Consider the following 12,694-nt stretch of genomic DNA (forward strand, 5'->3'; position numbering starts at 1 on the left):
GCGTTATTCCTTTCCTTTTCTTTTTCCGGTTCCCCGTATGATGCGCTGGGCCATTCTGCCCGTCACCACCATGACAAATATCGTGGAAACCACCGATATCACGGTGAGCGGTACCAGGATGTCTTTCACTTCCTGCACACTGTTCAAAAGGCCGGCTCCTGCCGGTATAAACATAAGCGGCATCGTATCCAGGAAAAAATCACCGACGCCCGACACATCCTCCACCTTCAGCGTCCCTGCACACAGCAGGACCAGAAGGATAAAAAGGCCGTACACGCCGGCCGGCACCGGAAGCGGAAGCAGGTGATTCAAAATTTCTCCCACCATCGTTATGCCAAAAATAATTGTAGCTTCTTTCAGGTACTTCATTCTGTCATATCTCCTCTCGTCTGAACGTTTTAATTCTATCACTCCATTTTTTATAGGACAATATGAAAAGTACAATAAATTCAGAGAAAATTTGTTGAAAATTTTGCCTTTTATGTACTATACTTAATAAAACGTTGTCAGAAAGCCGCCATTTTTTATTTGAAAACTTTTTTCACCACGAAACAGACGGAACCATACCACCACCGCACGCCAGGATTCTCTCCCGCGGCAGGCATGACAGGAGATATCATATGCAGATTATTAAAACAGACCGGCTTACCGGGCAGCAGAAAAAAGAAATCGGGCATCTCATTGATGAATGCCGCTCCCTTTACCCAATAAGAACCAGCTTTCCTTATGAGGATGGTTCCGTATTCTTTCTGGCTTATGAAGAATGCGCTTCTTCCATTCCGGTTCTGGTCTGCGCACTTGCGCTTATTATGCCCGAAACAGACGATTTTGATGAGACGGCCGAATGTCTGGCTTTCACCCATCCGTCTTTCAGAAAAAAAGGATACTTTTCCGCTGTCTTTGACGAGGCCGGGGCTGAATTTGAAGAAATCAGCCTTCTGATTCCGGTCGACGGGCAGGATCCCGCCGTCGTTCCCGTTCTGGAATCGCTCGGTGCGGAGTACGACTCCTGTGAATACAGAATGGAACTTGATCTCTCCTTACCATGCCCAAATGAAGCTCCTGCGCCGTCCGGCAGGCGGCTCGTCTGCCGCTCCGTAAACGGCCCCGATTCCTCTGTCTCCTACTCGTTCTCTCTGGCGGCTGATGAATCCCGTCCCATTGCCGTCTGCCGGACGGCTTCTTTCGGCACCGGCGTCTGTCTCTATTCCTTCCTGGTGGAGGAGAACTGCCGCGGACGCGGTCTGGGGGAGGAAGCGCTTTTATCGGTTATCGAAATTCTGCGCAGCCGGGGGAACGCCGTTCTCTTCCTGCACGTATCGGGCGATAATGATGCTGCCGTGAGTCTTTATAAAAAAACAGGATTCCGGATTACCGAAACCCTGTCCTATTATCTGTATTGATGGCGGTGGCCTGTACTCAGGACACGCAGGTCATCGCACATCATCTCTGGATGATGATTCCCTTCTCCTCGATCCGCTGTCTGACTTCCAGCATCTTCCAGTCCGTTTCCGCAATGATCTCGGCACAGTTTCTAAGCTCCTGTCCAATCTCCGCCGCGTCCTCTTCCTCCAGATCCTTCTTGTACTTAAGCTGGTGATCCAGGCTGGCCCAGAAGTCCATGGCGATCGTCCTGATCTGAACCTCCACCCGAATCTGCTTCTTGCTGTCCGAAAAGAAAACAGGAACTTCGATAATCATATGATAGCTTCTGTATCCATTCTCCTTCGGGCACCTGATATAATCCTTGATGGCAATCACCTTCACATCATCCTGGCGCGCCAGCATCTTGCTAATCTCGTAGATATCATCAATAAAGGAACAGATCACACGGATTCCCGCAATGTCGTCCAGGTTCTGCATCATCGATTCCACCGATACCGGGAGCCCCCTTCTCTGCAGCTTCTCAATGATACTGCGTGGTTTCTTCACGCGTGACTTAATCATCTCTATCGGATTTCTGGAATTCCTGACGGAAAGCTCGTCATTGAGAACTTCCAGCTTCGTCTTCACCTCTCTGATCGCACAGGTATACTGCATCATGCATTCCTGGAACTGTTTCGCCACTCCGATTAAAGTATCCGGAACCTCCACTTCCTTCGGTGCATTCACTGCAAACTGGGTCAGTTCGCTGTTTGGATTCAAGTTAATATTCATTGTCAACACCCCAATAGTTTTTCATGGTCGTAATCTTATTTCATTATACCCGAAAGCAGACGCATAAACAATGAAAGAATCCTTAAATTTTCCTAAAAACCGTCCCTGTTCATTTACAAATATGAGGTCTCTGTGGTATGCTCAAAATAGAAGTTTTGCCCGCGCAATACCTCGCAAGTGTTCAAAAATACATTAATACAGGAGGTTACTTATGAAATATCTCGGATATTATAACGGAACTTACGGACCGCTGGAAGAAATGAAAGTCCCAATGAACGACCGCGCCTGTTACTTCGGTGACGGAGTATACGAAGCCACTCTGGCCAGGAACGGTAAAATCTTTGCCCTGGAGGAGCATCTGGACCGTTTTTACAACAGCGCAGGACTGCTCCGCATGAAGGTTCCCTATACAAGGGAGGAACTGACGGAAATCCTCACCTCTCTTCTGAAAGAGATGGATGATTCGGAAATTTTCGTATACTGGCAGCTTACGAGAGGGACAGCCATCCGGATTCATTCCTTCCCCGAAGCTCCCATTAAGCCGAACCTCTGGATCACGATGAAACCCGGTGCGCCTGCCTCTCCTTCGAAGACCATGAAACTCATCACCGAGGAGGACACAAGGTTCCTTCACTGCAATATCAAGACCCTGAACCTGATCCCCAATGTCATGGCATACCAGAAAGCGCATGAGGCCGGCTGCGACGAATGCGTCTTCCACCGCGGCGATATTGTCACTGAATGCAGTTCCTGCAACATCTCCATCCTGAAGGACGGCGTATTCATCACCCATCCCACCGACCATTACATCCTTCCCGGCATCTCCCGGATGCATCTGATCCAGCAGTGTAAAAAGCTGGGAATCCCGGTAGATGAGCGGCCGTTCACCGTAAAAGAGCTGATGGAGGCCGACGAGGTCATCGTTTCCAGTTCTTCCAGGCTCGGCCTCATTGCCAGCGAGATCGACGGACAGCCCGTCGGAGGTAAAGCGACCGGGCTTTGGAAAAAAGTGCAGTCCTCCTATTTTGAGCGTTTCGACGAGGCAACCGCTCAGTAACAGCAGAAAGTGTGCCCGTAACCGAAAGGCGGTAGCCGGCCTGGATTCCATAGGAAAGTGACATGGAATTCCGGTCCGGCTGCCGTCGTCTTTCAATTGTTTATTCTACACATTCTCTATTACATCCGCCGCCTTTTCAAGCCACGGCGTCTTGATATACTCAACCACTCCCTGGTCAACGCTGTTTGCAATCTGCGGGTCGATCGGGATTTGGGCCAGAACCGGGATACCATACTCTTTGGCCGTCTCCTCAATATGGCTCTCACCGAACACAGAGATTCTCTTTCCGCAATCGGGACACTCCAGATAGCTCATGTTTTCCACCAGTCCCAGAATCGGAATATCCATCTTTTTCGCCATGTTAACCGCTTTCGCTACAATCATGGAAACCAGTTCCTGCGGTGACGTCACAATGATGATTCCTGCAAGAGGAAGTGACTGGAATACGGTCAGCGGAACATCTCCCGTTCCCGGAGGCATATCGACAAACATATAATCAATATCCTTCCAGAGCGCCTCGCCCCAGAACTGTTTAATCACGCCTCCCACAATTGGGCCTCTCCAGATAACCGGATCCGTCTCATGTTCCAGGATCATATTTGCAGACAGGATCTCAACGCCCGTTGCGCTCACACCCGGCAGCATCAGGCTGTCTTCCGTCACCTTTACCATTTCATGGAGGCCGAATGCCTTGGGGATGGAGGGACCTGTTATATCAGCATCCAGAATGGCCGTACGATAATTTCTGGCTCTCATCTTGCATGCCATCAGGGATGTCACAAGTGACTTGCCTACTCCGCCTTTACCACTGACTACACCTATGACTTTTTTAACGGTGCTTTGTGGATTTAACGGCTCTAAAAAGCTCTCCGCCGTCCGGCTTTCACAATTTTCGCTGCAGCTGCTGCAGTTATGGTTACAATTCTCGCTCATTGCCTTATCTCCTTACCTGATAATTTTTATAATAATTCTTCGGGAATCCTCTGCCGGGCAGATAAAAGCACGCCCAGTTTTGAGTTTTCCCAATGCCTGACTATTATATTAGCACATTCTTTTATTTTTGTCTTGTTCTATTCAGTGAGCAGAAATTTCATCGGTTCTCCGGGCAGCATCCCCTTCACGAAGGCAGAATAGCGTTAACGTTATCCTGCTTCGTTCAATGCCGCCCGGAACAACCATGGATCGAATACTGCCGGCAGACTTCCAACGTAAGAAGTCTGCCGGCAGCGCCGTTTCATCTGTTTCTGACATTTCCTGCTCTCAGGCTCTTGCGCCCGGCAGCTTGAACTGCCTGATTGCCTTCACGATTCCCGCTTCTTCCATCTTTTTTGCAATCAGGTAGAAGATGGCCGTGTCGATAGGCCACATAATAATATTCTTTACAAAACGCATCGGAATCAGCGCCAGAATCCCCTTGCCCGACATCATGCTGAGCCATAGCGTGTTAAGAAACACGTTGCAGACCATAATTACGATAAAATGGACAGCCAGGGTTCTCTTAAATGTAAGCGGCCTCTGGTACAGAAACGTTCCATAGATAATTCCGGCAAGGATTGCATTGAACGTAAAGCCGGGAAAGAACGCTCCGGTCGGTTTGATGATATATTTAATCAAATCCAGGACACCGCCGTAAAATCCGCCCACTACCGGTCCGAACATGAAGTATACAAACTGGTTGACTACGGCACCGAATCCAATTTTCAGATACGGGCCGGCTTCGATTGTAAAATATCCGAGCACTACGGCGACAGCCATGAACATGGCGGCAGTCGTGATTGTCCTGACCTTTTTAAGCTCACGGTAGGAATCACGGTAAACAGTTACAAATTTCTTCATAAAAAATACCTCCTTCTGCAGAACTCTCGATCCACATCAGGAGATATATAATATCAGCGATGCAGCGGGATGCGGGATACAGGCCGCGGGGAAATCCCCTTCGTCCGGATGTCAACTCCCTGTTCATCCGACACTTGACGCCTGCATACCTACTCTGCGTTCTTATTTTTTTATAGCCTTAGTATATCATTTAAATCATACTTTTCAATAGTTCTGTGAACATACCATGCAATAAAAATTCCAAGGGCCATTCCGCTTAACACATCCGTCGGAAAATGCACGAAGAGATACAATCTGGAAAGTGCAATAAGCGACGCCAGAATGAGCAGTGGAATCCCCCATTTCCGGTTGTAAAAAAAGACGCTGGCCGCCGCTTCAAAAGAGGCCAGGGTGTGTCCGGAGGGAAAGGAAAAATCCTTCGGATTGTGTATCAGAAGTTGAACGCTCTCATCAATCCAGCACGGCCGATCCCGCATCACTATGTTTTTTATGAACACATTGCCGATTAAGGCTCCCGCTGCCAATGACAGAAGAACCGCGACCCCCACCTTCCTCGTCTTTCTGATGCAGAAAAGCACTACTCCCAGGACGATAAAAAACCATCCCTTATCACCGAGTGATGTAACGGCTGTCATAAAACGGTCCAGAAACGGCGTATGAAGCTCCTGTAAAAAGTAAAGAATTGAAAACTCCAGTTCCAGAAAGGCCATAAATTACGTTTCCTCTGACTGGGCGTCCGTATACTCCCGGAATGCCTTGTCCATCTCAATGTAGTTGCGTTTCAGTGAAACGGGTTTTCCGTCCCTCGTCAGGAAACAGTGACGGCTTTCCCCCACACAGCGCACCTGCGCAGTTTCTTTATCGATAACCGTATACTCCAATGCCATGCGGATCCCGTTGTATTCCTTCAGGCTGGTCAGTACCTGGACGGTTTCCCCGAAGCGCGACATGCTCTTGTAGTCACAGCGCACAGCCAGAACCGGGCATATAATTCCCTGTTTCTCCATCATATCGTAGCCCATACCCATCTGTTCCATGATATCGATTCTCGCCTCTTCAAACCAGTGAAGGTAATTGGCGTGGTGGATAATTCCCATCTGATCCGTTTCGTAATACTGTGTTTTATGTTCGTAAACATCGAATTTCATAATATAATTCCCCTTTCTCCTTTGATGATAGCGCAAAAGAGAGTATCGCCCAATGTGCAATACTCTCTGCGGATTTCTTACTGTTCTCAGTCACTATTCGCCGAGTCCGGTCTCAATTGCCTCGGAAATCGTCTTTAAAGCTTCTTCCTCATCCGGACCGTCACAGATGAGAGTAATCTCTGTACCACACTTAATTCCTGCCGCCATAACATTTAAAACACTCTTTGCAGTAATTTTCTTCTCTCCGCATTCGATTGTTGTGTCACTCTTGAACTTCATTGCCGTCTGGGATAAAATACCTGCCGGTCTTAAGTGGAGACCTGATGGATTCGTGATTGTTAATTTTTTAGATAACATATTTTCTTCTCCTTCACTATTATTGTCTTTATTTATAGTGCTTTACGTTCTTTTATCTGAGTTTATATAAATTCTAGTATAAGTTGTATTGACTGTCAAGTGCCATCACTGCTTTTTATGAGATAAACGGTGACCGACAGTCCCTCCATAACGGCACGGCCAATCATTTCAACGGATCTGCTTGTCCTCCATGATGGCGGTCTCATGCCTCCTCACACTCTCCGTCGCACCCCTGATGCTGACAGATAAAAGAAGATAAAGTATCTCTATTACCATTGTTGCCGGAACTCTGGAAAAGAGGAAATCCTCTCTCAGCAGTTTCTCCCTTGTTGCCGTCGTGATGTGATAGTCTGAAAGCTTTGCCACCGGTGAATCGGGACTGTTTGTAATGGAAATAATCGTAACCCCGTTCCCCGCAGCTCCTTCAAGTAACCTGATAAGTCTCCTGGATACCCCCGAATTGGAAATCGCAATAATGACATCCTTCTTTCCGAGGTTAAAGGCGTAGGCTGTCTGAGTCTCCAGCACCGTGCCCGTCACGGCCCGAATGCCCAGCTGGTTGAACTTAAAAGCCGCATCCATTGCCACCGGTATGGTATTGCCCACGGCCACAAACTGAACCGTTCCCGCTTTCTGTATTATCTCCAGAATCCGATCCAAATTCTCTGGCTCCATCATGGCCACCGTCTGTTTCAGCTCCTCCGTCTTATTCGCCAGAATATTCTGAAGCGACTGTCCGATATCCCTGCGGCTGATGTCGTTACCGACCGCCCCCTGGGATTCTTCCGCCAGTTCCCCGGCCAGTGTCATTTTAAGCTGATGAAACCCCTTGAAACCGCATCTCCTGCAAAAACGTGACACGGATGCATCGCTGGCCCCGCTGGCCTGGGCCAGCTCGGCAACGGTCATATCCACGACTTCACGCCTGCGTTCCATGATACAGTTTGCAATTTTCTTTTCAGAATCAAAAAATGAATCATAGGAGGAACAAATTACGCCGATTACACTCTTCGCCTCGTCCATATTTCACCATTCCTCTTATACATGTAATTTTATTTCATGACGTGATTATATCACAGCCCTTCAAGTTTTACAATGGTATTTTCGTGTAAATGGCATAGATTTATCAATTTCTTAACCGATAATTTTCCTGGCATAAGAGACGGATGCCATCGCATCGCTGCAGTACGCATCCGCGCCGATCATTTCCGCGTATTCCGGCGTCAGGACGGCGCCTCCCACCATCACTTTCACCCAGGGAGCCTTTTCCTTCAGTTCTGCAATTGTCCTCTGCATCGCGGGAACCGTCGTTGTCATAAGGGCGCTGAGTCCCACAAGAGGCACCTGCCTCTCCTCCGCCTCCCGGACAATCCTTTCCGGCGGCACGTCCTTTCCCAAATCGATCACTTCGTAGCCGTAGTTTTCCAGGAGCACTTTGACAATATTCTTTCCAATGTCGTGAATATCGCCCTTCACCGTGGCCAGAATGATTTTCCCTTTTTTCCCGCCGGTCCGGCCCGATTCGTCAAGCTTCTCCCGAATCACATCAAAAGCCGCTTTGGCCGCCTCCGCGCTCATCAGAAGCTGGGGGAGGAACACCGTCCCCGCCTCATATCCCTTCCCCACGCGGTCGAGGGCCGGAATCATGCAGGTATCGATGACGTCTAAGGGTTCCTTCTCTCTAAGCAGCTCTCCCGCCGCCCTGGCAGCCTGGTCCTTAAGCCCCTTTAAGACACTGAGGAACAGTTGGGCCTCACTGCCTTCCCCGGAAGGTACGCCGCCCGGAGTCTCTGAAGTCCCGGGAATCCAGGCAATCTCAGACGCCTTCGGAGACCTGGCATACATGTCTCCTGAACTCAGTCCTGCCCCTGCCGCCGATGGCTGCCCGGCGTCCTTATAGGCGTCAATATAGCCGGCACAGTTCTCATCCAGGGCTGCCAGCGCACGGAAGCTGTGATAGGAACACATCATCGGCTCGGAACCGGGATTGATAATCGCCGCATTCAGGCCGCTGTAAAGGGCCATTGTAAAGAAATTGGCATTAATGTTCTCCCTCACCGGAAGTCCGAAGGAAATATTGGAGACGCCCAGTATCGTCTTTCCTCCCAGTTCGTCCCGAATCCGCCTCACGGTCTCAAGCGTGGTCAGGGCGCCAAGCGGATCGGAGCTGACGGTCATGCAGAGGGCGTCTATCAAAATATCTTTTTTCCCGATCCCATATTTCTCCGCTTCCCGGTAGATTTTTCTGGCTATCTCAATCCGTCCATCGGATGTCCCCGGAATTCCCTGCTCGTCCAGTGTCAGTGCGACTACGACACCGCCATAGCGCTTCACAAGCGGAAAGACGGCATCCATCATCTCCTGTTTTCCATTGACGGAATTGACCATGATCTTTCCGTTGTAAATCCGCATGGCGCGGGCCATTGCCTCCGTATTCGCAGTGTCTATCTGAAGCGGCAGCTCGGTGATTCCCTGAAGCTCCCGCACCGCCAGAGCCATGATCTCCGGTTCATCTATCTCCGGCAGCCCCACATTGATATCCAGGACATGGGCTCCGCTTTCCTGCTGCGAGATTCCTTCCTCCAGGATAAACTCCATGTTTTTTTCCATCAGGGCCTGTTTATACTTTGCCTTGCCCGTTGGGTTGATACGCTCGCCGATAATCACGGGATCGGAGCCAAACTCCACCGCCGAGGCATAGGAGGTGGCAACGGTAAACTGTTTTTCTCCGGGAAGTCTCTGTTCTCTTCCCGTCCGCAGGCGGTCCAGCCGTTTTATATGCTCCGGCGTGGTCCCGCAGCAGCCGCCTGCCACATTAATCCCCAGATCCAGTATCTCCTTCATTGCCGTCTCAAATTCATCGGGTCCTATGTCGTAAACGGTTCTCCCGCCTTCGCTTCTCGGAAGGCCTGCATTGGGATTGACTATCACGGGAACTGAGGCATATTTTAAAAATTCGGCTGCCAGAGGTTTCATCTGGACGGGACCGAGGCCGCAGTTCATTCCGATTGCATCCACTCTCAGGCCTTCCAGCATTCCTATGACTGCCTTCGGGGTGCCGCCCGTCAGCATTTTCCCTTTTTCATCGAAAATTACCGTTGCAAAGACCGGAAGCGCGCTGTTTTCCCTGGCAGCAAGCACAGCCGCCTTTAATTCATAGGTGTCGCTCATCGTCTCGATCAGAATCAGATCGGCCCCCTGTGCCGCCCCAATCTCCACCACCTCACGGTAAATGGAGACGGCCTCCTCAAACTCGAGCTGGCCCATGGGTTTTAAAAGCTTGCCCGTGGGCCCCAGATCCAGGGCAATATATCCCCTTCCGGCCTCCCTTACCGCCCGCTTTGCATTTTCCATGGCCGCGGTGACGATTTCCTTCAGGCCGTATTTGGAACTGCTGTTGTATTTAAAACGGTTGGCTCCGAATGTATTCGTTTTGATAATGTCACATCCCGCTTCCAGATAGTCCCTGTGAAGCTTCACCATGAAATCAGGGCGGATGATATTCCATGTTTCCGGAAGTTCTCCCGGTTTCAGGCCAGCCTCCTGCAAAAGACTGCCGGTGCCTCCGTCAAACAGCAGAATTTTTGTTTTTAATTCTTCCAGTATCTTCATCTCTTAACCTTTCCGGTAAGGGCAGTCCGCCTTGCCGCACCCCCCGCAGTCTTCCTTTTCGTTCTGGTCTTCCTTTTCGTCCTGGTCGTCTTTTCTGCCGGCGCCAATCACCGCCGTCACCGACTTGGAGGGCACCATCAGAAGACTGTCCGTCAGGGTAACCCCCACCGTCTTTCCCGTCTCCAGCACCTTCGTCAGAATCTTCTGATATTCAAGAGAAAAATCACCGTACCCCGGGCTGAACCTTGGCCGCAGGAACTCTCCCTGCCTGAGCGCTTCCTCTTTCAGTTCCTCATTCTTCCTGTCGCACCACGCCTCAATCATGGCGGCGGAGGCTGCCTGCAGCACAACGGCGCGGCTCATTTCAAGGCGGCCGTAACGGCGCGCAAGTAAATCGGGCCCCGCTCCCAGGGTCGCTGCAAACAGGATTACCCTTTCACAATCTTTTAAATTCTTTGAAAGGTCGAGGCTCTCCACCTGAAAGCAGGTAAAATCCAGCCGGCCGTCCTTAAGATGTTTGAGCGGAAAGGATCTCGAAAAAAACCGGGGCGAAACAACTCGTTCCAGCTCCCTGATACTGTCTTCCACCAGGCTTACCGTCGTCTCATCGGGCAGATTATGCCCAAATCCAAGGTATCTGTATACCTCGGAGCGTTTTACTTCTATCTTATCACTGCGCTCCATCTGTCTCCCTCTGTCAATTATTTCCCAATATTCCCGGAAATATGGTTTTTCATTCCGGTCACTGTTCTTTATATGGCAAACATCAGAACGGGAATAATGGTTGATAAAAGTACAATCAGAAACATAATTACGAAGATAATGAGAATGGCCGAGGATACCGGGCTGCTGCTGTTTTTACCGGCGTAATATCCTTTTTGGCCGGCCCCGTAGGTCTGCCCTCCATATTTTATGGAACCGCCCCGGCCTCCAGCCTGACGGCCGGTCCCATACCCCGGAGCGGAAGTTCCTGCCCCTCCCTTCCAGCCGAAAGCCGGGGATCCCTGCTTTTTAGGGTTCTCCTTCATAAACGACGGATTATGGTATTCACAGTTTCCCTCCGATGAAGGATGACGTTCATTCAGATAAAAATCCCCTTCCACGATTCTCGGATGTCTCACAAAACTCCTGCAGACAGAACAGTAATGTGCACTTTTCATCCTCTGATCACAGACAGGACATATTCTTTTTGCCATGCCGCTCCTCTCCTTTCTGAACGGAACTTAGCGCCCGGTTTTCTGCAGTGGATGCAGAAACCGTCATGCGCAGGTATAATGACTACTCCGTAGTCATTATACCATGTTCCCCGGTACATCTGCAATCAGTTGTGGGTGGCCGCCGCCCGCCTCTTTTCTTATCCACCTTCTTGTTATTAATTTAACGAATTCCTGCTAAATTCTGTTAAAAGCTTGAATTTACTGGAAAATATGCTAGAATACAGTAACTATAAAAATACAGTATTACAACAGGGGGATTTATTATGAGTCAAAGCACATTTAAGGATTTTCTGAAACGGAAGCAGGTCAATGTCTCCGTTCAGACTTACCTCATCGATGCACTGGGCGCAATGGCCTTCGGTCTTTTCGCTTCTCTGCTCATCGGCACTATCTTCGCTACACTTGGCGATAAAACCCATATCGAAATCTTTACCACCATATCCGCCTATGCCAAAAGCGCTACCGGCGCCGCCCTCGGCGTCTCTATCGCATTTGCCCTGAAAGCGCCGCCGCTCGTACTTTTTTCCGCTGCCACCGTCGGTATTGCCGGCAATGAACTGGGCGGCCCCGTCGGAGCCCTGGTTGCCACGATTATCGCCACAGAGCTTGGAAAGATCGTTTCCAAAGAAACTCCGGTGGACATCCTCGTCACTCCCGGAGTCACCATTATCTCCGGTGTTCTGGCCTCGCAGTTTGTCGGTCCCGGTGTCTCGGCTTTCATGACCGCGTTCGGCAACCTTGTAAAAACAGCTACCGTGATGCAGCCCCTCTTTATGGGCATTCTGGTTTCCGCCCTCATCGGCATTGCCCTGACGCTTCCCATCAGCAGCGCCGCAATCTGTATTATGCTCAGCCTGGACGGGCTGGCCGGAGGCGCCGCCACAGCCGGCTGCTGCGCGCAGATGGTCGGTTTTGCCATCCTGAGTTTCCGTGAAAATAAATGGGGCGGCCTTCTTGCTCAGGGCCTTGGAACTTCCATGCTCCAGATGGGCAATATTGTCCGGAACCCGAGAATCTGGATTCCGCCGACTTTGGCCTCCATGGTGACGGGTCCCATATCTACCATGGTGTTCAAACTGGAAAATATCCCGACGGGTTCCGGTATGGGAACCTGCGGACTGGTGGGCCCTATCGGAATCTACACCGCCATGCAGGAAACGGGCGGAACCAATATGTGGCTCGGCATCCTGCTTGTCTGCTTCATTCTCCCGGCTGTCCTGACTCCTCTCTTCGGTCTCATGTGCCGGAAAGCAGGCTGGATTAAAGAAGGGGATTTGAAACTGGATCTATAATTATATAAGATCACTTTC

The 12,694-nt window shown here is 50.2% G+C and carries 14 protein-coding genes and 1 riboswitch; of the genes, 3 read left to right on the forward strand and 11 right to left on the reverse strand.

The window, feature by feature from the left end; translation table 11 throughout:
- Nucleotides 1–3: 3 nt before the first annotated feature.
- Nucleotides 4–369: a CidA/LrgA family protein gene (locus V3C10_17315; GenBank protein ID WVP61053.1), complete on the reverse strand. Its 366-nt coding sequence runs from the start codon at nt 367–369 to the stop codon at nt 4–6.
- A 251-nt stretch (nt 370–620) separates the two neighbouring features.
- Between V3C10_17315 and V3C10_17320 the strand changes: the two genes are divergently transcribed.
- Entirely contained in the window at nt 621–1,403 is a 783-nt protein-coding gene (locus V3C10_17320; GenBank protein WVP61054.1) for a GNAT family N-acetyltransferase, read from the forward strand.
- 40 nt (nt 1,404–1,443) lie between these two features.
- Here V3C10_17320 and V3C10_17325 read toward each other — a convergent pair whose 3' ends face one another.
- Complete coding sequence (locus V3C10_17325; protein WVP61055.1) at nt 1,444–2,157, reverse strand: GTP pyrophosphokinase family protein; 714 nt, start codon at nt 2,155–2,157, stop codon at nt 1,444–1,446.
- Nucleotides 2,158–2,368: 211 nt separating this feature from the next.
- Here V3C10_17325 and V3C10_17330 point away from each other — a divergent pair, with 211 nt between their 5' ends.
- Nucleotides 2,369–3,214 carry a D-amino acid aminotransferase gene (locus V3C10_17330; GenBank protein ID WVP61056.1) on the forward strand — a complete coding sequence of 282 codons (846 nt, stop codon included), beginning with the start codon at nt 2,369–2,371 and terminating at the stop codon, nt 3,212–3,214.
- Between the two features lie 105 nt (nt 3,215–3,319).
- Here the strand turns inward: V3C10_17330 and V3C10_17335 are convergent, their stop codons facing one another.
- The 9 genes from V3C10_17335 to V3C10_17375 form a co-directional block, all read right to left on the reverse strand.
- A complete protein-coding gene (locus V3C10_17335; protein ID WVP61057.1) occupies nt 3,320–4,147 on the reverse strand; it encodes an Mrp/NBP35 family ATP-binding protein in 828 nt (275 codons plus the stop codon).
- A gap of 327 nt (nt 4,148–4,474) precedes the next feature.
- Complete coding sequence (locus tag V3C10_17340) at nt 4,475–5,050, reverse strand: folate family ECF transporter S component (protein WVP61058.1); 576 nt, start codon at nt 5,048–5,050, stop codon at nt 4,475–4,477.
- A gap of 60 nt (nt 5,051–5,110) precedes the next feature.
- Nucleotides 5,111–5,209: riboswitch (THF riboswitch) on the reverse strand.
- Between the two features lie 11 nt (nt 5,210–5,220).
- On the reverse strand, nt 5,221–5,760 hold the full coding sequence (locus tag V3C10_17345; GenBank protein ID WVP61059.1) for a phosphatase PAP2 family protein: 540 nt from the start codon (nt 5,758–5,760) through the stop codon (nt 5,221–5,223).
- Between the two features lie 3 nt (nt 5,761–5,763).
- The gene (locus tag V3C10_17350; protein WVP61060.1) at nt 5,764–6,198 is read right to left on the reverse strand and encodes an acyl-CoA thioesterase; all 435 of its coding nucleotides are present in this window, start codon (nt 6,196–6,198) and stop codon (nt 5,764–5,766) included.
- 93 nt (nt 6,199–6,291) lie between these two features.
- On the reverse strand, nt 6,292–6,555 hold the full coding sequence (locus V3C10_17355; protein WVP61061.1) for an HPr family phosphocarrier protein: 264 nt from the start codon (nt 6,553–6,555) through the stop codon (nt 6,292–6,294).
- Nucleotides 6,556–6,723: 168 nt separating this feature from the next.
- Nucleotides 6,724–7,578, reverse strand: a complete 855-nt coding sequence (locus V3C10_17360) for a MurR/RpiR family transcriptional regulator (GenBank protein WVP61062.1) — start codon at nt 7,576–7,578, stop codon at nt 6,724–6,726.
- Between the two features lie 111 nt (nt 7,579–7,689).
- Nucleotides 7,690–10,167, reverse strand: coding sequence for a homocysteine S-methyltransferase family protein (locus V3C10_17365; GenBank protein WVP61063.1), 2,478 nt, complete (start codon nt 10,165–10,167; stop codon nt 7,690–7,692).
- Nucleotides 10,168–10,170: 3 nt separating this feature from the next.
- Complete coding sequence (locus tag V3C10_17370; GenBank protein ID WVP61064.1) at nt 10,171–10,851, reverse strand: vitamin B12 dependent-methionine synthase activation domain-containing protein; 681 nt, start codon at nt 10,849–10,851, stop codon at nt 10,171–10,173.
- A 68-nt stretch (nt 10,852–10,919) separates the two neighbouring features.
- Nucleotides 10,920–11,363 carry a hypothetical protein gene (locus V3C10_17375; GenBank protein ID WVP61065.1) on the reverse strand — a complete coding sequence of 148 codons (444 nt, stop codon included), beginning with the start codon at nt 11,361–11,363 and terminating at the stop codon, nt 10,920–10,922.
- A 284-nt stretch (nt 11,364–11,647) separates the two neighbouring features.
- Between V3C10_17375 and V3C10_17380 the strand changes: the two genes are divergently transcribed.
- Nucleotides 11,648–12,676, forward strand: a complete 1,029-nt coding sequence (locus V3C10_17380; GenBank protein ID WVP61066.1) for a PTS sugar transporter subunit IIC — start codon at nt 11,648–11,650, stop codon at nt 12,674–12,676.
- Nucleotides 12,677–12,694: the final 18 nt, after the last annotated feature.

Source organism: [Clostridium] symbiosum, assembly GCA_036419695.1.
GTDB lineage: Bacteria > Bacillota > Clostridia > Lachnospirales > Lachnospiraceae > Otoolea > Otoolea symbiosa_A.